This window comes from Brevibacillus sp. FSL K6-0770, from assembly GCF_038000275.1.
Lineage (GTDB): Bacteria > Bacillota > Bacilli > Brevibacillales > Brevibacillaceae > Brevibacillus > Brevibacillus parabrevis.
Genome location: NZ_JBBOBQ010000001.1, coordinates 2,294,952 through 2,317,194, shown reverse-complemented (window position 1 = coordinate 2,317,194; position 22,243 = coordinate 2,294,952). Strand labels below are relative to the sequence as shown.

The window sequence follows — 22,243 nt, the reverse complement described above, 5'->3', positions numbered from 1 at the left end:
ATGACTTTTACCGGGCAGTGATCGGCTCGATTTTCACATCGTTCTGCTTTGCCCATTTATGCACTTCCACCAAAAATTGCAGCACGTCGTGACTCTCATGATGGACGCAAAGCGTATCGGCTGCAAGCTCGATGACCTCGCCATTGACCGTCGTTACTTTTTGCTTGAGCACGAGCTGGCGCGTCTGCTCCATCCGCTCTTCCTTGCTGATGAGCACGCTGCCTTCCAACTCGCGCGGAGCCAGACGGCCATTCGGCATGTACGCCCGTTCCGCGAAAACTTCCTCGGCTACTTGCAGTCCATGCTCCAGCCCTGCTTCCACCAGCTTGCTGCCGGACAACGCGTACAGGATCAGCTCCTCGTCGATGTCGGCAATCGCCTGGACGACCGCCTCGGCAAGCTCGGGACGCTCTGCTGCTTCGTTGTAAAGCGCTCCGTGCAGCTTGACATGGTGCAGTTCTCCCCCCAAAGCGCGTGTCATGCCGGACAAAGCCGCTACCTGGTACAAAACAAGCTCATATACTTCGTTCACAGACAGGTTCATGGAGCGTCGTCCAAAGCCTTGTATGTCCGGGTATCCAGGGTGCGCTCCGATTTTTACATCGTGCTTGATCGCTGCCTCGATCGTTCTGCATATGAGATGCGGATCACCTGCGTGCAAACCGCAAGCAATGTTGACGGAGGTGATCCATTTCATAATTCCCAAATCCTCTGATTGTCGTCCTCGGCTGAAGCATTCGGCCATGTCGCAGTTAATGTCTAGATGAATCATGTATGTACGCCCCCACCTTTCCTCTCATGATCTATGTACGCGTATTGAAAGCGCATTCATCAGCGTTACTCCTGGAGTCTTCCTATTTATCTAGCATACCATGTACACTGCCTTGGCAAAAGGAAAAAAGCTGCCGAAAACTGGCAGCTTGTGAACAACTTATGTCGAACCGACCGTCGCTGGACTTCCCTCTTCTGCCGTCATTGTCTCGGCCAGCGCCATCACCTGGTTTTTTTCCTGTTTGTAATCGTATTCCTTCGCTTTGTCCGGCCTTGCATTGTTGTACTCCACCGGAATCTCGTGACGATGGGACCGCTCGATTTTGGTCACGAAATGCAGTTTCTCCATGATGCGGATCGTTTCGTCCAGCAGATTCGCATCTACGTACATGGAGACGTAGTTCAGCCGTTTGGAGATGTAATGAATGGTGCCAAATTTGCGTAAATTTTTGGCCGCTCGTGTGTTTTTTACCCACACGGCAACACCAAGACGTCGTTCTCTCATGTAACCGTTGGTCTCCTTTCCCTTCATGGTATAATCACCTGTAAACGCCCGATACAGAAAGGATTTGTGGTCATTATGCTGACTAGCTTTTATCGAAGCTTCGAGGAAGCGCTTCACCAGGAAGGCATCGTGACAAAAAGCGGCTGGCGCACGCATGCGGGCCAACGCTTCTTTTATGTAAGCAGCACACTCCCCGCTTCTCGCCTGACTGAACGGCTGATGGAAACGGGGGAGCGACTGACCACCCATACCAAATTAAAGCCCGAGTGCATTTATGTGCGCTCAGGCGACGACCAGCACGTCTACCGTTTTCGCTTTCTGGTGCCCAGCGAAAAGCAGTTTTGCTGCGGCAACCTGTGCGAGGACTGTTTTCTGTTGCGTGAAAAGTCCTCGCCACAGGCCGAAGCGTGACTGCCTGTCAGGAAAGCTTTTTCGTGCTGCAACCGCAGCTTCCCCCGGTCCCGCAGCCACTGCCCTGCGCTTCCAGAAACGGATTGTTGCTCGGCACCTTGATGGTGTCAGATACCGAGTGGGCAATCGTTCTGCTCACCTGATACAACAACTCATCCAGCGCGTCCTCAGCCCGCTTGAAAGCCTGCACGGAATCGCGAAGCTCAATCGTCCGCTTCAGCTCGCGCACTTCTTTTGATATATGGTTGTAATCGGGATGGTACTTCCCGAACCGTTGTACATCTTCATACTGCTCCTTCTTCTTTTCAAACAACTCCAGAAGGCGCTGTACTTCTTCGTCTGCCTCCATCCAACGCTTGGCCTCCAAATATTGCACGACCTCGCGCGATTGATTGATCATGGTGGACAGTTCATGCGACTCCATAATCAACTGGGCCATATCCACAGTCTCTACTGCTTCCATAGGGCGAGACCTCCTTTCACACTAAAGGCGTAAAGCTTTTAGTCCCTTCTGATTGTACCACGATCTACACCCTTAGTACAGATAATCAGGCACGACAATGCGCACTCGGCCCAGATCATCAAGCCTGTAGGAGCGCTTGCCGTGCGGACCGCTGATGGAGACGACCCAATAGCCCATGTCCAGTTTGACTTCCACAGGCAGTCCATGCAGCCGCTCCTGATCAGTCAACTGGATTTCTACTTCCAGTTGCAGCTCGGCCGCCCGCTTGAGCAAATCCCGCAGCGATTGCGGATGATACGACTGGAAATGCTGCGTCCACATTTTCGGCAATGTCGCCAGCTGCGGCATGGCTTCATCTTGGGCAGGAAACGTATTTTCGATCGCGTATCCATCCCAGGGCCGTTCGATCAGAAGCAGCCCCCTCGCAGCCACATCCGGTGACGTGTCTTCTTCCCCATCGGCAGCGTCTGTTTGCATGACGACATGCGGCTCGTAGCCATAATGCTTGAGCAGGTCGATCAGCTGCCTTTTTTGCGAGAGCGGGATGAAAAATTCCGCCGGAGACAAAACGTGCTGCAAAAACGGCTGAAAGTCAGGAATTTGCCGCCATTCCTCCACAAATCCGCCATGTGCGGTACGGACGCGGTAAAACGGCTCCAGCTGGATTTGCGTAGCCGCCTTCGCCCAATGCCCGATCACTTCGACCAGGCTATCCGGCAATGGATGGGCACAACCGCTCCGCAGCTTTTCAATCACCTGCTCCTTAGTTCCCCCCGAAGCAAGATACGACTGGAGCTTTCCCGCTTGCAATTCGCCCCTGATCAACTGGCCTTCAAACGTCAGCTGACAAAATGCGCTGATCTCCCACACGTCACGCAGCGGCACGAGCGGCGGAATCGTCAGTGCTCCGGTCGGATCGACAAACCAGCCTTCTTCGGCCGTCAAATGCGGCAAACTGTTCCACCGCCAGAAAAGGCGCTCCTCGTCATCGGCTCCGAGCTGAATCCAGCCCATGCCGAGCAAAATGTGCAGCCATTGCTCCACAATCGCTTTTTCGGCCTCCTCTGGCAAGACAAAACCCGCTGTCTCTAGCATGCGCAATTGCGCGTCGACACAACACCACTGATCAAGCGGAACATGCCTCATCATCTGGGCAAAAGCATCCCACCAATCGCCATGCGGCAGCAGCTGATCCGCAACCAGCTGATACAGCTGTTCAAATCGCTCGGGAGAAGAATGGTTGAGCCACTGGCGGATTTGGTATGCGTCTGGGACAAGCTGTTTCTCTTTGCGCATCACTAGCCCCAGCCGGAAAGCCAGATCGAGGACAATCGTGAGCGCCAGGCCATCTCTCTGCTCTTTGTCCAGCGGAGCGAGGGCGATGCCTTGTACGTGCTCGTCCGCAATGGACAGGAGCGGAAGCATTTTTTGCATTGCCCTGCGGTGAATGCTCCCTTTTTGCGTCACAGGCACTTGCTGATCGCGGACGAACAGCAGAAGCCCAAAAAGATCCAGATGTATCCCTCTGCCGGCTGATATATAATAAGGGAGCGTTTTTGACAAAGAAACATAGGCCGAAGTCAATTGTGGCAACAACTGCATGGTCAGCTGCTCACGAATTTCTTGCGGCATCACATAACCGATCTCACTCCACATTTTGCGTACAGTCAAAATCAGTCCCAGTCGTCGAAGCCTCGTCAGACCGATGGACAAGTGTCTGTGCTCTTTTGCCGTTTCCCGTTCCCAGGCCCGTTTGCTGAAAAAGCCGCGTGGCGCTTTGGTAAGAAACAGCTTGATGACGGTTCTTTCCAGTTCATCAGCCTCTTGCCAGACACGGCTGATAAACGCGCTATCCAACAGTCTGGACGACAAGTCCTGCTGTTCCTGGTCAAGGCGAAAACGCCTCGTCTGTTCGTTTAGAATCGCTTGTCTCGTTGCTTCGGACAGGTATTCCAGCGAATCGTTCACACGCACTCCTGTCACCTCAGTTTTCATGATCTCATCACGATTACTTTTACCAATTGGAAGGAGAATGATGATGAATATATTCCCTAGTTTGTTGCTCGCAGCTTCGCTTTGTGTCACAGGTGCCCAATCGGTTTCCCTATCCCATCCTACCGCATCTGCGCCCGCAGTAAAAGAGGTTGCGCCTTTCGCAGCCGAGTATGAAGCTGTAGCCGCTCCGTACCCGCCTGCTGTAACGGAAGCATTGAAAACCGTGCGAAAAAATGGCGGTCATACGGTCGTGCGCGCGAACGGCAAGGCGTATGTCGTCATCAGCGCAGGACAACGGCCAACGGGAGGGTACCGACTTGTAGCGGATCAGGTCAAGCGGACAGGCCCGCACGGCTTCACCGTCCACGTTCGCGTTCAGCCGCCAGCACCTGGCGCTCTGAAAACGCAAGCGATCTCGTATCCGACGCTCGTCATTGCCTTGCCTGACCAACAGGCGCAAGTCAAAGTGCAAATGCGCTAATGAAAAAAGCCGACAAATCGAGTGCCATTGGCGCTTTTCTGTCGGCTTTTTTCTATGGAGTCTGACCACTTAGGCTTGGACGCGAATCAAGGCTTGACCTCGATGTTGAAGCGCTCGGATACTCCATACGACTCGTGGTTGTTGTGGGCCAATTCGACCGTAATCTCGTGCTTTCCGCTCGGGATGTCTTTCAAGACATAGCTTGCTTCAAACACTTTTGCGATTTTTTTCCCATCCAGGTACAGATGGACATGGCCTTCTCCCTGCTTGTTTTCTTTTCCCATGTTCTCCAGAGAAAAGGTAAAGTTGGTGACAGCCAGCTTGAGTTCCAGGTCATCTTGCGTGAGCGTATGCGTGACCTGAAGCGTAGGTGCGGCCTGGTGAGCCTGCGGCTGTTCAACCATGACATTCGTCTGTGCATCGTTTTTCGCATAGACGAACCACTCGACGAGCGCCGCGATGGCAATCAGCAGGAACAAGCGGAAAATCAATCGTTTGGTTTTCACCGAAAACGGCTCCTTTCCAAATTCAGTCATCCCACATTGTGCCCTGAAACAGGCCATTTATTCGCCGCGCTCGGAACCCGGTGCTCTTTAGGGGATTGCCCGCAGCGATTAATGTTGCGGCTGGCTTCCGTATCCTTGTGTTTGTTGCTGCAAAGACAGCGGGACATTTGAGACGGGTTGATGGACAGACAGACCCGCCTGCCTGCAAATGTTGGCGATTTGCTGCATTTGTTGAATGGCGATGTCATGTCCTTGAAGTGCTGTCTGAATCATATGTGCCGCTTGATGCTCTCTTTGCGCAATTTGTTCGAGCGCCATTGCATTTTTTTGTTCTTGCTGCAAAAGCTGTTGATACTGGGCTGATGCTTGTTGTGTCTGCTGGATCAGTTGCGCAATGAGCTGCTCGCATTTGGCCAATTGTTGTGCGATTTGATTATTGTTTGCAAAGGGATTCATAAGAAGCCTCCATTCCACTGCTTTTGTTTATGGACAAACTTATCATGTTTTCCCTGGTCGATGTTTATTCTCCAAAATTGGCTTGATCCGGTACATAATCACTTTCCCCTTCGTGAAAAGGAAAGATGCGATGTTGATCTTGCCCGTTATCGTGGATGTTTAACAAAAAAAAGAGAGCATTTCGCTCTCTTTTGCGTTCTTAGTCGTCTTCCCGCTGGCTGTTTGCTTAAAAAATCGTCTTGCGGCCTTGTTCTTCCTTCAAAATCTCCACGGCTTCACGGAAGCGCAAGGAGTGGACGATTTCTCTTTCGCGCAAAAATTTCAGACTGTCCTGCAAATCCACATCGTCTGTCATGTCGATCAGCCATTGGTACGTGGCCCGCGCTTTTTCCTCTGCGGCGATATCTTCGTACAGGTCGGCGATCGGATCGCCCTTGGCCGCGATGTAGGTTGCCGTCCACGGCACGCCTGCCGCATTGTTGTAAAACAGCGCTCTGTCGTGGTTGGCGTAATGGGCGCCAAGCCCGGCTTCTTCCAACTGCTCGACGGTCGCGTCTTTGGTCAGCTTATACACCATCGTCGCAATCATTTCCAGGTGGGCAAACTCTTCCGTGGCAATGTCTGTCAAGAGACCGATTACTTTGTTCGGGATCGTGTAGCGCTGGTTCATGTAGCGCAGCGCTGCTGCCAGCTCTCCGTCTGCTCCGCCGTACTGCTCGGTCAAATATTTCGCCATTTTCACGTCGCACTTGCTGACGCGAACCGGATATTGCAGCTTTTTCTCATAAATCCACATCGGTTATTTTCCCCTCATTTCTACACTTGCCATGGCCAAGGCTCGTCATTCCACTGCCACGGATATCCGGAATAGCTGCGTCCGAACCCTTGCAAGGGGCCGTACAACTTTTCATACTCATTCGCCAGCGCCCAGCGCTTTTCCGTGAGCTGGTTGAACTGCTCTATCGCGTTCATATCGGTAGGATGCGTATCGAGATACAGATTCAGCTCGACCAGGACGAAATCGATCTCTTGCAACCTTTGTAACAGAGCGTAGTATTCTTTTCCTCGTTGTTCAGGTGCCATGGGAACCCCCTCCCCCTCTTCCTAAGTGATCCATCCTCGGGTCGTACGGGCTGTACAGAGACGGCCACAATACACCCGTGCGCAAAGCTTCGGCTGGAGAATTTTGGGGCAAATCAGGGGGCTGGAATGTGATAAACAATTGTGGCGGCACCGAGTATGTTTTCACCCGAATCGGCGGGCAAGGATCGTATGGACTTACGTAGGGAAACCAGTTACGTGTTTGCGGGTACAAGCAGGATGCCCTCCTCCATGTGATTTTTCCGGTTTGTCATGAATACGATATGCTCCCTACCCAGAAGGCGTGATAAATGTCCCGGAATGCAAAAAAACAGGAGCCTGCTGTCAGCTCCTGTTTTTGCTCGTCATGCGATCAGCTTTGTGGTCATGCTTGCAAAAGCCCTGCCGCTTTTACGCGAATCAACAAGGCATTCCCCGGCAAATACGCCAACGGGATGTCTTCCATATGAACGATTTCCAATGACTGCGGATCAGCTCCTGCGGCAATTGCCTCGCGAATCGCTCCGGCTTTTGCATCCGCCAGTGCTGCTTCTCTCGTCTGCTCGTCCAGCGCGTATATTTTTTCGATTTGCCCGCTGACTTGACCGAGCGCCGCTCCGATCGCATTCGCTGCGCCAAAATGTTTCGGCCTGATCACTTCCGAGACGCCTTTCATCTGATCAGGCAGCAAGACGCTGCCGCCGCCGACGAGAATGACAGGCACCGGAGTCGGGCTCGTCTTCATCCGATCAATCGCATCCTCCACGGCTGCGACCAATTGAGCGTCTACCTGCTGGCAAAAAGCCCGGTCGATGCCTGCTACTTTCGCCCCCGGCCAGTCCAAGCGGCCCATGACGACTGCCACATCTGTCGCGGTCATCGTATCTCCGCCGACGATCAATGCCCGATTGTGCAACTGGTAGCCTACGCTGTCCGGGCCAAGCTTGATTTCCTCGCCGGATCGGCGAACAATCGTGCCGCCTCCGATTGCGACGGAGAGAATGTCCGGCATGCGGAAATTGGTGCGAATCCCCCCGATATCGACGGCAAGCGAAGACTGACGTGGGAAACCGTTGATCAGAACGCCGATATCCGTCGTAGTTCCGCCGACATCGACGACCAGCCCGTCTTTTCGCCCGGACAGATGAGCCGCGCCGCGGATCGAGTTCGTCGGACCGCAAGCGATCGTCAAAATCGGGTAGCGAATCGCATACACGAGCGACATCAATGTCCCGTCATTTTGTCCGAAAAAGATTCCCGCATGTTCAATCCCGTTTTTGCCGAGCGCCTCGCGGAAACCTTCTGCCACCATTTTTGCCGTCTGGATGAGGGCTGCGTTCAAGATCGTCGCATTTTCCCGTTCCAACAGGCCGATGCTGCCGATCTCATGCGACACGGAGATCGAGATGGATTCGCCCAGCTCTTCGCGGACGATGTGCGCCACCCGCTTTTCCTGATCCGCATTGGCCGGAGAAAAGACGCCGGAAATCGCAATCGTCTCCACGTCGCCTTTCATCGAGCGGCAGGCGCTGCGGATTTCTTCCTCGTCCAAAGGAACGATTGTCCGACCGTCGTATTCGTATCCGCCAGACACCATATGCCAGTTCTCGCCTACGGCGGCCCGCAAGTCTTCCGGCCAGCCCATCATCGGCCGAACGGCTGTCGTGGCTGGCTTTCCGATGCGGATGGTGCCCACGCGGTTTAAGCGCTTGCGTTCTACAATCGCATTGGTGCAATGCGTCGTTCCGAGCATGGCGTACCGAACGTGCTGCGGATTGACTCCGCTTTCGGCCACAACGCGGCGCAGCGCTTCGTAAATACCCGAGCTGACATCTGCTGTGGTCGGCGATTTCACCTCGTGGACGACTTGCAGTTGTTCATCCAGCAGCACCGCGTCTGTATTCGTCCCGCCTACGTCAATTCCAATCCGGTAGCTCATGCCTTTTCCCCTCTCTTTGCAACCAGTTGTTCCACAGGCACATAGTCAAAATCGTACCCGAAGTAGCGCGGCCCCACTGTCTCGATGCCTTTGGCCGTCCGCCATTTGGCATGGCACGGGAATGCCACAATCGAGACGCGCGCGCCGTATTTCAAGCCTTCTGTCGTGATCGGCATGCCTGTCTCTTTGTCCAGGACAGCGAGCAAGTCAGGCGTGGTCGCAAGCGGTTGACCGTTTTCCAGCGCGACGAGGTGCTCGTTTTGAAAGCCGAGAATCATTTGGCGCCCGCGATCGTGGTCGATCCCGTCAAAAGTCGCCTGGCCTTTTGTAAAGCCGCTGTCTGTCCGGCGGCTAATGTCGACGGTTTTGCCCGTGAACAATTCAAATCCGCCAAGCTTGTCCAGAAGCATACGCACCGGGCTCGTCTCCTGGCTGCGCGCGGTGCGCAACAGGGCGCCGATCTCCTGCGCCAAGGTCAGCGTGCCTGGAATGGCGCTTTGTTTCACCTGTTTGCCCGACAGCGGATAGTCGCACATCGCCGCAGAGCCGCCCATCTGGATGGTCACGCTGCGCGCGAACCTCTCCGACATGACGCCGTCTACCGGATACATCACGACCCCGTTGCCGCGCTCATCTGTCATCGCGGTTGGAGCCGGAGCCAGTCCGTCCAGGTAAAAGGTGACCATTTGCGCCTCCGGAAACGCTCTGCCCATCGCATCTGCATCGAGGACGGGGATGCCTTTTTCCGCCGCAACGACCAGCGGAATGATCGAGTTGACCCCGCCGACCTCAATCGGCATCGTTACCGCCACCTTTTTCCCCAACGCTTGCTCGATAAATTCGAGGGCTTGCGTCACCATGCCTTCCGCCGGAATTTTCTCCACCATGACCGTAGGTGCCCCGATCATGCTGGAAGGCACGACGAGCGCGTCGTCGTCCAGCTCATCTACCGTCATGAGCGGAATCGGGCCGTACTTTTCAATCGCCTGCAACGCCATCATTTTGCCGATGTACGGATCGCCGCCCCCTCCTGTTCCCAAAACGGCTGCGCCTGCTGCAATGTCCTCGATCGCTTGTGCGTCAATGTATCTCATGCGTATCTTCCTTTCTGCGTGTACGTGTGCATTATCCTTTTGTGGCTGCTTCCTCGGCTTGTTGCTTCCTGCGGCTGGCTACTCCAAAAGCAACCTGGAACAACACGCCGCACAAAAAGCCGTCGAGCGCCGGAACCGTCGTCAAATGAAACAACCCCAAGCCATCGGGAGCCGCCGTTGTGCAGTAAGCGATGAACGAAGCGAGCAGCCACGACACCAGCGAGCGGGCAATCAACATGCGATGCGCTTTGTCAAAAGCAAAAGCCGCACGGTTGACGAAGTAATATTCGGCGATGCAAATTCCCCCGACGGGCGCAATCAGCATCGTGATGAACGACAGGAACGTAATAAACCGATCGTAAATGCCCATGTAGGCAAGAGCCGTGGCAAACAGGCCGGCAATCAGCGTAATCCATACCTTGGGCGTTTTGCTGAAGACGACGGAAAAGCCGAGCGATGAGGAATACAGGTTGCTCGTATTCGTCGTCCACTGCGCGAGCGTGATGACCAAAATCGCGGGGATGCCCAACCCGAGCGCCAAAAAGATCGTCGTCAGGTCGCTCGTGCCCATCGCTTTCGACAAAATGATCGCCACGACGATCATGAAGCTGTTGCCGACAAAAAAACCGACGAACGAGGCGAGCATCGCATCTTTTCGCGTCCGCGCCCATCTGGCAACGTCAGGCGTGATAATCGTCCCGACGACGAAGATGCCGATTACGAGCGAGACAGCCATCCCGAAGGACAGCGGTTCTCCGGACAACCCAGTCTGCGCCATTTGCGAAAACGGATGATTTTGAATAGTCAAAACAATAGAAGTAACAATTAAGATGACCATTAGCGGAACAGCCCAGGAGCTGAGCTTTTCCAATGCCCGATAGCCGTATATGGCGGTAGACATCATGAGCAGTCCGCCAATGACCGAGAGAACTGCCTGGTCCATTTCAATGCCCAAAACGGAAGAAAGCGCTGTCTGGGCATTTTGGGCAAAAAATCCGGCCTGTACGCCAAACCAGCCCAGCAAGGAAATGCCGATGATGGCGGAAATCAGGCGCGCCCCGTACTCCCCGAAGGCGTAGCGGGTAATCATCGCAGTCGACAAGCCAGTGGCTGCGCCCATGTAAGCACATACAGCCCCCATGATCCCCAAAAGCAAGGAGCCGAGCATAACCGCCCAGATGGCGTCCCAAAAATTCATTCCAGAGCCAAGCTGCGCGCCGAGCAGCATTGATGAGATATCAATGCCGATGGCGATCCAGACGAGGCTGAGCGGAACCCACCCTTTTCGCAAGGCGAGTGGGACCGGCTCGCGTTCGTAGTCGTTTTTCTTGTTGTTCGCCTCTTCCATGTCATCTAACCCCCAGGTTCGGTATCTGTCTTTTTATGATCCGGCGATTCCACTCCAGAACAGCTTCCAGATGTTTTGCAGCTTGTGCTCAAACTTCGACTCGTCATAGTAGAGCAATTGCAAAAACAGTCCATCCATCAGGCACAAAAAGCCGTCCAGCAGATCGTCAAGCGGGCGGTCTGCGATTACGCCCGCCGCGATTCCTTCCGCAAGCAAAGCGCGGATTTCCTGCGTCAGCATCTCCTCTGTCGCGCCGAAGCGTTCTTTCAGCTTGTCCTCAAGCGACGCAGGCGGAAACATCATCGCACGTTTGTAAAAAATCGTCTCTTCTTCCTGGCTGACGTGATACGTAAAGGCGCCGCGCAAAATCTGGTACAGCCGCTCTTCCACCGTGCCGTCCTGCGCTTGTTCAATCGCGCTTTTGACCGAGTGATAATGGTTGGACAAAACATCTTCGAAAATCGATAAAAACAAGTCTTCCTTGCTGCCAAAAAACGCGTACACGGCCGGAGTTGTCACCCCGACTTCTTTTGTAATGGCCGACAGCGGCGTCCCTTCATATCCGCCCTTGGCAAACTGGGTCAGGGCAACTGCCTTGATTTTGTCTCTCGTCGTCATGGATACCCCCTTTTGTTTGTGTGACACTTTTACTTAATGATCGTTAATTAAGTGAATCTTATAGCGAATCGTCTGACAAGTCAATCCTTTTTCTCGGTGAAAAAACAAAGCCTTTGCTCGCGGCGAAACCGATGAGCAAAGGCTTTTGGAAGCTTGTTACAGTTGAGGTAATACTTCGTTTACAACAGGGACGTTCCGCTCTTTGCGGACGATGTTGGCCAAGTAGCCTGCCATCTGTTTCGGACTGTTCGTGAAGGCATCGCGCGTACTGCCCGCCATGTGCGGTGTAATGGTCACATTGTCGAGATGCAACAACGGATCATCCGCTGCCAGCGGCTCATTGTCAAACACGTCCAAAGCGGCTCCGGCAATCCGGCCTGCTTGCAGGTATGCCACCAATGCTTTTTCATCAATCAGCCCGGAGCGCGCCGTATTGATCAGAACTGCGTTCGGCTTCATTTGCGCAAGCTCGTGCTCCCCGATAAAATGCTGAGTCTTTTCTGTCAGCCGCAAATGCAAGGAAACGATATCGGCTTGCTGCAACAGTTCGTCGAGCGCCACTTTGCGATACGGAGCCGGCACTTGCTCGATGTACTCATCGTACACGAGAATCTCGCAGCCCATGGCGGTGAGAAATCCGGCGATCAACTGACCGACATTGCCGTATCCGATCAGGCCGACTTTTTTTGCAAACAGCTCGGGAATCGCTTCGCTGTTCGGAAAAGACTTTCGCCATTCCGCTTGCTTGAGCGCAGCGTGGGAACGGGCGATGTTGCGCACCTCGGAAAGAATCAGGCCAAGCGTAAACTCCGCTACGGCGCGGGCATTTCGGCCTGGCGTATTCAGGACGCTAACGCCGCGCTCTTTTGCAGCCTCAATCGCGACGTTCTCGGTGCCGCCGCGCAAAATTCCGATGATTTTCAGCTTGCTTGCCGCCGCGATCACTTTCGCAGAGACGGGGGCAAATTGAACGACAAGCACGTCATATTGCTCGATTCCGACAAAGACGCTGTCTGGCATGGTCACCGCTTCCGGCCCGTGCAGCTCCACCGCCAGATTGTCTTTTTGCAATTCTTCCAGCGAGTTGTGCTGCCATTCCCGCACCTCTACCTGAAAACCGAGCTTTTCCAACTCTTGCAGTCCTTCTCCCATCTCGCGGGAAGGAATAAACCGATCGGCAATCGCCAAAACTTTCATCTCTCTCACTCCTATATCTCTTACGCTCTGCCCAGCGAACCTAGCATGCGAATTTTGTGTTCTACCGTTTGCTCCAGCTCCTGCTTGATCGGAAGGAACATCTCTTCCGGCAACGGGTCGATTCTGGTCATTTCAGCGGCAGCCCGCTTCACGCCTTTTGCCATCGCAATCCGGCAATCGGCGTACAAGTTTACTTTGCTGATTCCGTGTTTGACCACTGCTTGCACTTGGGCATCCGGCGTTCCCGAACCGCCGTGCAGGACGAGCGGAACCGGGCTTGCTTGGTTGATTTCCTGCATTCTTTCCACGTTCAGGTTCGGCTCTGCCGTATAGACACCGTGCGCCGTCCCGATGGAGACAGCCAAGGCATCGACACCTGTTCGCTCGACAAACTCGGCCACCTGATGCGGCTCTGTCAGTTTCGACTCTGTGCCGTACGCGCCGCCCAGCTCGTTTCCGCCCACATGTCCCAGCTCAGCCTCTACACTGATTCCGTGCGGGCGAGCCAAGTCTGTCACTTGCCTGGTCAGCGCGACATTGTCGGCAAACGGCAGACTCGACCCATCGATCATCACCGAAGTAAAGCCGTAGCGGATCGCTTCCTGGACGAGATCGACGTCCATCGCGTGATCCAGGTGCAAAACGATCGGGATGTTGTAAAAGGGGGCGACTGCCTTGATGTATTCCGCCAGGTAGACGAACCCTTTCGGCTCTCGCAGGTTGTGCTCCAGACACATCAGGATGACGGGCGATTGCAGCCGCTCCGCCGTATCGAGAATGGTACGCACCATAATATCGCCTACGCAGTCAAAAGCCGGAACGGCGTATTGATTTTTTCGTGCATCGTTTGCTACTTCACGCAGTGTGGTCAACATCTTGCTTCCTCCTATCCTCTCTCGTGCTTCTATCTCATCAACATGCCGCCAGTGGCGTCCATCGTGGCTCCGGTGATGTAGTTCGCTTTCTCGGAGACGAGGAAAGCGGCGATATCCGCGATTTCTTCCGGTTTGGCCACCCGTCCCAGCGGAATCCGGTTGACGTAGTAGTCTTTTTTCTGTTCCAGATCGGCCTTGATCATATCCGTCTCCACAATGCCGAGCGCGAGCGCATTGACATTGATTCCTTGCTTCGCCACCTCGCGGGCAAGCGAAATCGTGAACGCAACTACCCCCGCTTTGCTGGCGGCGTAGTGCGCATGACCTGTCGTCGAGCCGTGGAAAGCAGCCTGCGAAGTCACATTCAAAATTTTTCCTCGGCGGTTTTCAGCAAGCAAATGATTGACGAAGCTTTGGCAGGTGAGAAACACCGACGTCAAATTGACATCCATCGTGTGATTCCATTCTTCCAGGGAAATGTCGGTCACCCAGTTTTTCGGCCATACGCCTGCATTGTTGATCAAAATATCCACGCTGCCAAATACGGCGGTCGCTTCAGTCATCAGTCGGTCGCAGTCTGCCTTTTGGCCGAGATCGGCCTGGATGGCGATGCACTCGCCGCCTTGTTCCCTGATCAGCTCCACTACCTCATTCGCACTGTCGGCGCTGCGGTTGTAATTGATGATGACTTTTGCGCCCTCTTCCGCCAACGCCAAGGCAATCGCCCGGCCTACGCCCCTTGAGGCTCCGGTAATAATCGCGCTTTTTCCTTTGATGCCAAAATCCATGTCTGCTCCATCCTTCACGAAAGTTTTTTCCACAACGGCTGCAATGCTTCCAGCACTTCCAAATACGCCTGGTACTTTTGCTCGTAGATGTCTCTATGTTGTTCTTGTGGCGTGTACATTTTGCTGACTTTCACCATCGACTCTGCCGCTTGCGAGAACGAATCGAAGTGCTTCGTTGCCACCCCGGCGCAGATGGAAGCGCCAAGCGTTCCCTGCTCTGTGCCTTCGACCACCTCGACAGGCAGCTGCAAAACGTCAGCGAACATTTGCATCCACTCTTCCGACCTCGTGGCCCCTCCCGCCAGGCGCACCGCCTTTGGCCGGGAGCGGTGGACGAGCAGCTTGTCGATATGCTGGCGGTGACCGAACACGACTCCTTCGTACAAGGCTCTGACCATATGCGCTTTGGTGTGCCAGCCATTCAGGCCGATAAAGCACGCTTTGGCGTTGGCGTCCACGTTGGAGCCGAACAAAAACGGAAAGAAGACGATGTGGGAATCTTCCGGCTTCGTGCTGGCTACCATCTGGTTGCACAGCTCATACACGCTAATGCCTTGCTTGAGCGCCGCGTCGTGTTCCTGGCTGAAAAATTCGTTGGTGAACCACTCCAGATTGCTCGCCGAAGTCGGACTGCCCTCCAGCGTCAGCCAATAGCCGGGGATGCAATAGATGGACGTCATGAACAACGCTTTGTCGACGACTGGCTCTTTCGTGATGTATTCGTTGATGCTCCATGTGCCAGCTACGACGCACAATTTATCCTCATCAGTGACGCCAGAGGCAATCGCCGACGCATCGATGTCGAACAATCCCCCCGCTACAGGTGTCCCTACCGCCAGCCCGGTTTCTTTCGCCGCCTGCTCCGTCACATAGCCGCAAATGTCAGCGGAGTATTTGACGGGCGGCAGCTTTTCCGCGATGCCTTGCAAACCAAATTCGGCGAGCAGTTCATCGTCGTAGGATACATCCTTGATGTTGAACAGGTTGGTGCCGGAGATGTCCGTCACCTCTGCATACGCTTCGCCTGTCAGCCGATAGCGGATAAAGTCTTTGCACATCAAAACCCAGCGTGCCTTTTCCAGCGCTTCGCGTCTGTTCGCTTGCAGCCAGCCCAAGAGCGCCACAGGCTGGCCTGCCCAGATCGATTGCATCGTCTTCGGCAGGACGCGTTCCGCCGTTCCGTCCTGATACCACTGCTCGACAAGGTGCTTGGCGCGGGTATCCGTCGAGACGATGCCGTTGCCAACTGGCTTTCCTGCTGCGTCGACGAGGTACAGTCCGTTGCCGTGTCCCGTGACAGCCACGCCCGCCACTTCTTTAGGATCGATGCCCGACTTTGCCAGCACCTCTTTTATGACGGACACATTCGCTTTCCACAGTTCTTCCATGTCTCTCTCGGTATGGCCAGGCTGTGGCATGATCATGACGGTCTTTCTGCTGGAAACCGCCAGCTCCCGTCCGTCCACCGTGTAGACAGCTGCTTTCGTGACTGTTCCTCCGTTGTCAATCCCAATCAAAAATGGTGCCACGTTCTCTCCCCCTTACTGGTTTCATGCAAAGATTGAGGCTAGTTTGATGAGAATCCAGCCGAGCGGAGTCGTTGCTCCCCCGACCAGGTTGGCCAACTCGGTTGTGGCGCTGACACCCTCAGGCAGCGAAACATGGACGAGATTCGCAGCGGTTGTGTACAGCGGCGCAATGCTTGTTGCCGCGTACAGCACGAACGCGACCATGACCAGCCCTGAGACGAACAGACGAACGAGATTCTTTTTCAAATACGGTGCCGCCATCGGGATCAAGAACACGAGCGAAGCCAGATCGACAAAAGGCAGCACTTTGTTACCAGGCAACAAAATCGCGAGGACCAGCGCCCCGGGAATGAGCAGCAGCCCAGTAGCCAGCACAGCCGGATTGCCGATCAAGAGAGCCGTATCCAAGCCGATGTAAAACTCGCGGTCCGGGAAACGCTTTTTCAAAAACTGTTCCGCCGCCTGCCGCACGATCTCCAGCCCTTCGACCAGCACGTTGATCATCGCAGGCAAGAGAACCATCACCGCCGCTACTTGAATGCCGAGTGTCAAAATTTCCGCAATTCCGAACCCGGCAAGGATGCCGAGCAACACTCCGAGAATCGTACCAAGCGTGAGCGGTTCGCCCATCACGCCGTATTTTTTGGTGATTTCCTCCGGATCGGCCTTGATGTCCCGCAAACCGGGAATTTTTTCGATGATCCAGTTCACCGCGATGCCGATGGGCACGTAAATCGCCGATGTGGCATGAGCAAAGGAGACGCCTTTCAAGTCGAACTCTTTCTGGATTTTCGGCGCCGTAATGTCCGCAATCACAATCGCGATCAGGAAGTGAATGAGTGCAGCGATCGTGCCAACTGCGATGCTGTTAGTTGCCGCATACACGACACCGCCTGTCAGCATGAAGTGCCAATAGTTGAAAATGTCGATGTTGACTGTCTTTGTCCATTTCAACATTAGCAACAAAATATTCAAGAGAACAGCACTGAAAACAACGATCGGGACAATCGGCGTCCCCCAGCCAATTGTCGCACCGACAGGCCACCCCGGGTCAACGACCGTCAGCGACAGGCCAAAGCGACTTACCATCGCTTCTGCTGCCGGGCCTAGCGTTCCCAATAACAGGCCGATTACGAGATTGATGCCGACAAACCCGATCCCTACCAGCATCGCTGCCTTGAAGCCTTGTCCGACTTTCACCCGAAAGATCATCGCCAAAATAAAGAAAATAATCGGCATCATAACAGATGGGCCCAACTGGATCAAAAACTGAATGACCGCCATTCGGTTGCCTCCTTTGATTTGTTTTTCGCTTTGCCCTTGCACGCTCGTTCGCTTGCACCACCCCCTTTCCAAAACAAAAAACCCTACACAGAGCTAGCGCCTTTTCGCACTAACTCTCTGTAGGGTTTCGCATCTACACATAACCCGTTAACGTATTTTGTTGTCGCGTATGTTCCAAAGTTCACGCTTGCTTGTTGTCACACCGTTGATTCCGGCTGCGAACAGCTCGTGAACGACTTCTGCCGAATCGATAAAGCCACCTGCGAGAATCGGGACATTTTTCACGGCGCGGAACTGGTTCACAAACTGCTTGGCAAAAGGACCCGGGAGAATCTCAATCGCATCGAGATCGCTCATTTCCAGTCCTTTCAAACCATTTTCCAGCGAGCGTGAATCGAGGAGAAAAAATCGGTGAATCCCGATCAATCCTACGTTCTTCGCACGGTTGACAATTTTGGCACTCGGGGAAATGAGTCCATCTACCTGAAACAAGTCCTTGAGCAGCTTGATTCCCATTTGATCCTTGTTCAAGCCGCCGATCAGGTCCACGTGCACAATCACTTTTTTCTTGGCTTCGTGGCATTTTTGCGTCAAGCTTTTCAAATTTCCGATATGGACATCCGACAAAAGGATAACCGGAGCGTCGCTTTGCAGCGCGATCTGAAAATGGCGCAAGTCCCTGACAGAAGGAATCGTGACGTGGTTAGGAAAAAAATCAGTCGCCATCTTGAAACCCTCATTTGACATCTTGTTGGTAATTAAAGCGCTTTCGCCATTTATTTAATAACAGAACGAATCGTTTGTCAACTGCTCCTCACCGGAAATTCCGTTTTTTCAGATAAATCTTTTCCCCGTAAAAAAGGCCAACCCGGTGAGCGCGGGTTGACCTGCTGTGCCTCTATTCAAGGTGCTGCGCCTCGCGGGAAGGCATGATGAACATCGTCTCAACATCTGCCGCCGACAACGGGCTGGCGAAGTAATAGCCCTGAATTTTTTTGCAATCGTTTTCCGTCAAAATGTCCAGCTGGTCTTTTGTCTCGATGCCTTCGGCAATGACATCCAGCTTGAGGTTTTGCGCCATCGCAATGATTGTGGACACGATGGCCCGATCGTTGCGGTTTTGGGAGATATCGGTGATGAAGGAGCGGTCGATTTTCAGCTTGTGAATCGGAAATTTTTTCAGATAGCTGAGCGAGCTGTAGCCTGTCCCGAAGTCGTCCAGGCTGATGCGTGTGCCAAGCTTGTTCAGCTCCTCCAAAATGTGAATGGAGACAGCCGGGTCCATCATCATGCTCTCCGTGATCTCCAGCTCCAAATACTCCGGGGCAAGCCCCGTTTCTTGCAGGATATTTCGGATATACGTCACGAGGTTGGACTGATGAAACTGGTGGGAAGACAGGTTGACCGACACGGGAATGAGCGGTCCGCCTTCGTCATGCCAACGTTTCATCTGGCGGCACGCCTCGCGCAAAACCCATGTTCCCAAGTCGTAGATCAAGCCGGTTTCTTCGGCTAGTGGAATAAACAGGCCAGGCGAGAGCAGTCCTCTTGTCGGGTGATTCCACCTGACGAGCGCTTCCACACCGATCATCCGGTTGTACTCGGAATGAAACTGCGGCTGGTAGTAGACGACCAATTCGTCTCGTTCAATCGCTTTGCGCAAATCGCTCTCCAGCTCGATGTGATCCAGCAGTTGGGCGTCGAGGTCATCCGTGTAGAACAGATGGCCGTTTTTCCCTTGTCGCTTGACCTTGTACATCGCCGCATCCGCTTTTTTCAACAAGGAGACGGCATCTGACCCGTGCTCTGGAAAAAGGGCTGTCCCGATGCTCGCCGAAATGTAGAAGTCGCTGTCCTTCAGATGAAATGGCTGCTTCAATGTGTCGATGATTTTTTGGGCAAGTTCCGATGCTTCCCGGCCGTCTGGCTCGCATTTGCAAAGAATCGTAAACTCGTCGCCACCCATCCTGGCGATCGTGACCTCGCATCCAGCTGCACTCTGCAAAATCCGCTTGCTCACGCCCTGCAAAAACAAGTCTCCGTAGGTGTGCCCCAAAGAATCGTTGATCATCTTGAAGCGATCCACATCGAGCACCATGACGGCAAACGTTTTTTGCTCGGAAGCGCTGCGCTCGATCGCCTCCTCCAGCAGTTGATTGAACCTTCTGCGATTCGGCAAGCCCGTCAGTTCATCATGGTACGCCAAGTATTCGATTTTTTGCTTGGCTGCGTTTTCTTCTGTGATATCCTTGACGATGATGTGTGTACCGACGATTTCTCCCGCGATTTCCACAGGTACTTTCATCACGCTCAGCTTGATGACATCGCCACCGGGGTAGCTCCACGCTGTTTCAAAGCTGTTCAGATGCTGTGCCGTCGTCTCGTAGAACAAGCTTCTGGTCTGCTCTCTCTCTGCTCTCGGAATGTGCAATCCGATCTGGGCGACGTGGCGATTGATATATTGCTCGGTGATCAACCCGGTTATTTTTTGCACCGCCGGATTCATGTCGATGACCATGCCTGTCTTATCCAGAGAAATAATCCCGTACTCATTGTTTTTATACAAAGATCGATACCAGCTCTCGTTTTCCTCGATCTCGGAATCTTTTTGCGAAAAGCGCTTGTTGATGAACACGCCTATGAGCGTGACGCCCAATAGCAAAAACGTAGCAAACACAATGACGTACGCAAGCGTCTCCGGCTGCATCTGCATTTGCACATGCTCCCGCACAAGCGAGTCTGTGTGGAAGCTGGCGGCGACCATGCCCGTGTAATGCATGCCCGCGATGGCCGCTCCCATGATCAGGGCGCTGCCCAGCTTGTACAAGGACGCGTAGCGCGTCTGATCTTTGCGGAAGTAAAACAGCAGCCAGAGCGCTGCCACCGAAGCCGTACCCGCAATGATGACGGACAGGACGACCCACCAGCTGTCATACGTAATCCCGATGATCATCGCTGCCATTCCGGTGTAGTGCATGCCGGATATCCCCGCAGCCATGAAAGCTCCCGAGATGACGAGCTCCTTTGGCGTCAGCTCGTCTTTGGTCACGGTGTACAAAGCGATGCTGGAAACAAAAATAGCGAGTACGACAGACAAGATGACGTAGGCCATATCGTACATAACATGGATCGGCAAAGTCAGGGCCAGCATGCCGACAAAGTGCTTGGACCAGATGCCCAGCCCCATGGATGTTGCTCCGAAAATCAGCCACAGCACGCGATGTTTTCCCCGACTGATTGTCACTCTGCCTGCCAGATCGAGAGCAGAGTAGGAAGCGGTGACGGCGATTAAATAAGATAAAACAACAAGAAAGCTATCATAAGTTCCGTGAAGTTGGTGTTGCACTCTCTTCCCCCCGCTTTCCTCTGATGACTTGCACAGCGTTACGCTATGCCCGCAGCCTCTTGAAGCGTTTCAGCCGAGATGACCACCTGTTGTGTGGCAACCCCAATTTCCTCCATGCTTTGTACCAGAACGCGCATGCCTGCCTCGACGTTTTCAACCTCGCCAAGACTGCGTGCCATCGACTGGACGATGTGCGCAAACGATTCTTCTGTCGCTTCGGATTCCGCCTTGCTCGCCTGCACGAGTTGATGAACCTCCTGAATCGCGCCCACGACCTCTTCGGTATATGTACGGGTTTGGACGATGTAGGAATTGATCTGTTCCACTGACAGCTTCGTTTGCTCGGACAGCTTGCGAACTTCCTGGGCCACCACAGCAAATCCTTTGCCATGCTCTTGCGCCCGTGCCGCTTCAATCGCCGAATTAAGCGCCAGCAAATTGGTTTGCCCTGCGATGTCCTGGACGATTTTGATGACCGTGCCAATCTCGCGTACGGATTGGTTCAACAGCTCCACGCTTTTTTCCATCGTATTCGTCCGGTTGAAAATCGCTTCGATCCGCCCTTCCAGCTCGCCCAGCTTCACTTTGCCCTGCGATGCCAGATGCTGCGTCTCTCTCGATGTCTGCGCTCCCGAGCGAACACTGCGGTTTACTTCGTTGCTGCTGGAGATCAGTTCTTGCATCGAAGCACTCGTCTGCTCGGCAATCGACGTCATCTGCTCGCAAACCGTAAAAATTTTCGCCTTCAGCTCTTCCTTGACCTGTTCATACTGCTTCTGTTTTTGGCGCAAATTTTCTTTTTCGTAAGCTTCCAGGACGATTTGCTGTTCAAAATTGAGGATTTTCGAAATCACTTTGCCAATTCGGACACTTTCCACTCGATTCTCAATATTTTCGTGGACGATATCGAGCAATGTACTTTGCAAGTTTTGAAAGGCCCCCATGTACCACTTCGGCTCCAGGCCGATTCGATAGTGCACTTCTGCTACACGAATCCGCTTTTGCAAAAACTCGCCGTCGATTTGCCCGCTGAACATCTCGATCAGATGCCGCTCCAACGTCTTTTGCAGCCGTTCCAGCGTGCTGTTGTCCAGGATGATTTGTTTCAGTTCTTCGACATTGGTAATCGTCTGGTAGAAAGCGGACACAATCTCGCGAATATGTGCCTGGATCAGTTTCTGGATCGAGCTTGCCAGCCGGATTTCCTCTATGGTCAAATCAATCATTTCCAGCTGCTTCAAGATCGTCGGATCGGTCACGTCAATCTTTGCTTTTGCGCGATCTTGCTGATCAAGCCACCTGGAATGCTCCATCGGCTTTTTCCGGCTTCCCCACAAACTGTGAAAAAACGAAAATGGACATTTGCTCATGCTCTTCTTCATCCCCTATTCCCAATTCAAACCAGCTACAAACATTGCTTCAGATGCAGTCCCCCAACTGCAACCTATTCTTTAGGCAAATAGACCCTCTTTATGATACAACATCCACCTGAAAGATTTTTGAAACCGTCGCACTTTTTTTGGAAAAAACCTATTTTTTCATGGAAACGCAATATTT

The 22,243-nt window shown here is 53.5% G+C and carries 23 protein-coding genes; 2 read left to right on the top strand and 21 right to left on the bottom strand.

The window, feature by feature from the left end; translation table 11 throughout:
• Window positions 1–7 precede the first annotated feature (7 nt).
• Complete coding sequence (locus NST23_RS11320) at window positions 8–772, bottom strand: 5-oxoprolinase subunit PxpA (protein WP_007785277.1); 765 nt, start codon at window positions 770–772, stop codon at window positions 8–10.
• 159 nt (window positions 773–931) lie between these two features.
• Window positions 932–1,276 (bottom strand): YlbG family protein, encoded by a 345-nt coding sequence (locus NST23_RS11315; protein ID WP_007785275.1) that lies wholly within the window; start codon window positions 1,274–1,276, stop codon window positions 932–934.
• 75 nt (window positions 1,277–1,351) lie between these two features.
• Between NST23_RS11315 and NST23_RS11310 the strand changes: the two genes are divergently transcribed.
• Window positions 1,352–1,687 carry a hypothetical protein gene (locus tag NST23_RS11310; RefSeq protein WP_007785273.1) on the top strand — a complete coding sequence of 112 codons (336 nt, stop codon included), beginning with the start codon at window positions 1,352–1,354 and terminating at the stop codon, window positions 1,685–1,687.
• A gap of 7 nt (window positions 1,688–1,694) precedes the next feature.
• On the opposite strand, the gene NST23_RS11305 is transcribed toward NST23_RS11310, so the two are convergent.
• Together NST23_RS11305 and NST23_RS11300 are read right to left on the bottom strand one after the other, a co-directional pair.
• Window positions 1,695–2,150, bottom strand: a complete 456-nt coding sequence (locus NST23_RS11305; protein ID WP_007785272.1) for a YlbF family regulator — start codon at window positions 2,148–2,150, stop codon at window positions 1,695–1,697.
• Window positions 2,151–2,222: 72 nt separating this feature from the next.
• On the bottom strand, window positions 2,223–4,145 hold the full coding sequence (locus NST23_RS11300; protein WP_217364871.1) for a hypothetical protein: 1,923 nt from the start codon (window positions 4,143–4,145) through the stop codon (window positions 2,223–2,225).
• A 40-nt stretch (window positions 4,146–4,185) separates the two neighbouring features.
• On the opposite strand from NST23_RS11300, the gene NST23_RS11295 reads away from it, so the two are divergent.
• Entirely contained in the window at window positions 4,186–4,626 is a 441-nt protein-coding gene (locus tag NST23_RS11295; protein ID WP_035317423.1) for a protease complex subunit PrcB family protein, read from the top strand.
• A gap of 86 nt (window positions 4,627–4,712) precedes the next feature.
• Here the strand turns inward: NST23_RS11295 and NST23_RS11290 are convergent, their stop codons facing one another.
• The 17 genes from NST23_RS11290 to NST23_RS11210 all read right to left on the bottom strand — a co-directional run bounded on the left by NST23_RS11290 (window position 4,713) and on the right by NST23_RS11210 (window position 22,056).
• The gene (locus tag NST23_RS11290; protein WP_007785265.1) at window positions 4,713–5,132 is read right to left on the bottom strand and encodes a hypothetical protein; all 420 of its coding nucleotides are present in this window, start codon (window positions 5,130–5,132) and stop codon (window positions 4,713–4,715) included.
• Between the two features lie 108 nt (window positions 5,133–5,240).
• Entirely contained in the window at window positions 5,241–5,588 is a 348-nt protein-coding gene (locus NST23_RS11285) for an AMP-dependent synthetase and ligase (RefSeq protein ID WP_122965803.1), read from the bottom strand.
• 226 nt (window positions 5,589–5,814) lie between these two features.
• Entirely contained in the window at window positions 5,815–6,384 is a 570-nt protein-coding gene (locus tag NST23_RS11280) for a manganese catalase family protein (protein ID WP_005827166.1), read from the bottom strand.
• A gap of 20 nt (window positions 6,385–6,404) precedes the next feature.
• Window positions 6,405–6,671, bottom strand: a complete 267-nt coding sequence (locus NST23_RS11275) for a spore coat protein CotJB (RefSeq protein WP_007785261.1) — start codon at window positions 6,669–6,671, stop codon at window positions 6,405–6,407.
• The gene (locus NST23_RS11270; RefSeq protein ID WP_007785259.1) at window positions 6,661–6,903 is read right to left on the bottom strand and encodes a spore coat associated protein CotJA; all 243 of its coding nucleotides are present in this window, start codon (window positions 6,901–6,903) and stop codon (window positions 6,661–6,663) included. Before NST23_RS11270 ends, NST23_RS11275 begins: the two co-directional genes overlap by 11 nt.
• Window positions 6,904–7,053: 150 nt before the next feature.
• On the bottom strand, window positions 7,054–8,607 hold the full coding sequence (locus tag NST23_RS11265; protein WP_328140569.1) for a hydantoinase/oxoprolinase family protein: 1,554 nt from the start codon (window positions 8,605–8,607) through the stop codon (window positions 7,054–7,056).
• On the bottom strand, window positions 8,604–9,701 hold the full coding sequence (locus tag NST23_RS11260) for a DUF917 domain-containing protein (RefSeq protein WP_340963689.1): 1,098 nt from the start codon (window positions 9,699–9,701) through the stop codon (window positions 8,604–8,606). The genes NST23_RS11265 and NST23_RS11260 overlap by 4 nt, the downstream gene beginning before the upstream one ends.
• A 31-nt stretch (window positions 9,702–9,732) precedes the next feature.
• Window positions 9,733–11,049, bottom strand: coding sequence for a cytosine permease (locus NST23_RS11255; protein ID WP_007785252.1), 1,317 nt, complete (start codon window positions 11,047–11,049; stop codon window positions 9,733–9,735).
• Between the two features lie 33 nt (window positions 11,050–11,082).
• Entirely contained in the window at window positions 11,083–11,667 is a 585-nt protein-coding gene (locus NST23_RS11250) for a TetR/AcrR family transcriptional regulator (protein ID WP_122965799.1), read from the bottom strand.
• 156 nt (window positions 11,668–11,823) lie between these two features.
• Window positions 11,824–12,864: a 2-hydroxyacid dehydrogenase gene (locus tag NST23_RS11245; protein WP_280648285.1), complete on the bottom strand. Its 1,041-nt coding sequence runs from the start codon at window positions 12,862–12,864 to the stop codon at window positions 11,824–11,826.
• A 20-nt stretch (window positions 12,865–12,884) separates the two neighbouring features.
• Window positions 12,885–13,739 carry a class II fructose-bisphosphate aldolase gene (locus NST23_RS11240; protein ID WP_122965797.1) on the bottom strand — a complete coding sequence of 285 codons (855 nt, stop codon included), beginning with the start codon at window positions 13,737–13,739 and terminating at the stop codon, window positions 12,885–12,887.
• Between the two features lie 29 nt (window positions 13,740–13,768).
• Window positions 13,769–14,527: an SDR family NAD(P)-dependent oxidoreductase gene (locus tag NST23_RS11235; RefSeq protein ID WP_173595745.1), complete on the bottom strand. Its 759-nt coding sequence runs from the start codon at window positions 14,525–14,527 to the stop codon at window positions 13,769–13,771.
• A gap of 14 nt (window positions 14,528–14,541) precedes the next feature.
• The gene (locus tag NST23_RS11230; protein ID WP_280648284.1) at window positions 14,542–16,056 is read right to left on the bottom strand and encodes an FGGY-family carbohydrate kinase; all 1,515 of its coding nucleotides are present in this window, start codon (window positions 16,054–16,056) and stop codon (window positions 14,542–14,544) included.
• A 21-nt stretch (window positions 16,057–16,077) separates the two neighbouring features.
• Window positions 16,078–17,340 carry a PTS galactitol transporter subunit IIC gene (locus tag NST23_RS11225; protein WP_280648283.1) on the bottom strand — a complete coding sequence of 421 codons (1,263 nt, stop codon included), beginning with the start codon at window positions 17,338–17,340 and terminating at the stop codon, window positions 16,078–16,080.
• Window positions 17,341–17,487: 147 nt separating this feature from the next.
• The gene (locus NST23_RS11220; RefSeq protein ID WP_122965794.1) at window positions 17,488–18,066 is read right to left on the bottom strand and encodes a glycerol-3-phosphate responsive antiterminator; all 579 of its coding nucleotides are present in this window, start codon (window positions 18,064–18,066) and stop codon (window positions 17,488–17,490) included.
• 172 nt (window positions 18,067–18,238) lie between these two features.
• Complete coding sequence (locus NST23_RS11215; protein WP_340963686.1) at window positions 18,239–20,686, bottom strand: bifunctional diguanylate cyclase/phosphodiesterase; 2,448 nt, start codon at window positions 20,684–20,686, stop codon at window positions 18,239–18,241.
• A gap of 38 nt (window positions 20,687–20,724) precedes the next feature.
• The gene (locus NST23_RS11210; protein WP_173599168.1) at window positions 20,725–22,056 is read right to left on the bottom strand and encodes a globin-coupled sensor protein; all 1,332 of its coding nucleotides are present in this window, start codon (window positions 22,054–22,056) and stop codon (window positions 20,725–20,727) included.
• Between the last annotated feature and the right edge of the window lie 187 nt (window positions 22,057–22,243).

Coding starts and splice junctions, on each gene's coding strand:
- NST23_RS11310 (WP_007785273.1), top strand. CDS start 1,352: ATGCTGACTAGCTTTTATCGAAGCTTCGAGGAAGCGCTTCACCAGGAA.
- NST23_RS11225 (WP_280648283.1), bottom strand. CDS start 17,340: ATGGCGGTCATTCAGTTTTTGATCCAGTTGGGCCCATCTGTTATGATG.
- NST23_RS11245 (WP_280648285.1), bottom strand. CDS start 12,864: ATGAAAGTTTTGGCGATTGCCGATCGGTTTATTCCTTCCCGCGAGATG.
- NST23_RS11260 (WP_340963689.1), bottom strand. CDS start 9,701: ATGAGATACATTGACGCACAAGCGATCGAGGACATTGCAGCAGGCGCA.
- NST23_RS11210 (WP_173599168.1), bottom strand. CDS start 22,056: ATGAGCAAATGTCCATTTTCGTTTTTTCACAGTTTGTGGGGAAGCCGG.
- NST23_RS11320 (WP_007785277.1), bottom strand. CDS start 772: ATGATTCATCTAGACATTAACTGCGACATGGCCGAATGCTTCAGCCGA.
- NST23_RS11220 (WP_122965794.1), bottom strand. CDS start 18,066: ATGGCGACTGATTTTTTTCCTAACCACGTCACGATTCCTTCTGTCAGG.
- NST23_RS11300 (WP_217364871.1), bottom strand. CDS start 4,145: ATGAAAACTGAGGTGACAGGAGTGCGTGTGAACGATTCGCTGGAATAC.
- NST23_RS11240 (WP_122965797.1), bottom strand. CDS start 13,739: ATGTTGACCACACTGCGTGAAGTAGCAAACGATGCACGAAAAAATCAA.
- NST23_RS11235 (WP_173595745.1), bottom strand. CDS start 14,527: ATGGATTTTGGCATCAAAGGAAAAAGCGCGATTATTACCGGAGCCTCA.
- NST23_RS11250 (WP_122965799.1), bottom strand. CDS start 11,667: ATGACGACGAGAGACAAAATCAAGGCAGTTGCCCTGACCCAGTTTGCC.
- NST23_RS11280 (WP_005827166.1), bottom strand. CDS start 6,384: ATGTGGATTTATGAGAAAAAGCTGCAATATCCGGTTCGCGTCAGCAAG.
- NST23_RS11295 (WP_035317423.1), top strand. CDS start 4,186: ATGATGAATATATTCCCTAGTTTGTTGCTCGCAGCTTCGCTTTGTGTC.
- NST23_RS11285 (WP_122965803.1), bottom strand. CDS start 5,588: ATGAATCCCTTTGCAAACAATAATCAAATCGCACAACAATTGGCCAAA.
- NST23_RS11315 (WP_007785275.1), bottom strand. CDS start 1,276: ATGAGAGAACGACGTCTTGGTGTTGCCGTGTGGGTAAAAAACACACGA.
- NST23_RS11265 (WP_328140569.1), bottom strand. CDS start 8,607: ATGAGCTACCGGATTGGAATTGACGTAGGCGGGACGAATACAGACGCG.
- NST23_RS11305 (WP_007785272.1), bottom strand. CDS start 2,150: ATGGAAGCAGTAGAGACTGTGGATATGGCCCAGTTGATTATGGAGTCG.
- NST23_RS11275 (WP_007785261.1), bottom strand. CDS start 6,671: ATGGCACCTGAACAACGAGGAAAAGAATACTACGCTCTGTTACAAAGG.
- NST23_RS11255 (WP_007785252.1), bottom strand. CDS start 11,049: ATGGAAGAGGCGAACAACAAGAAAAACGACTACGAACGCGAGCCGGTC.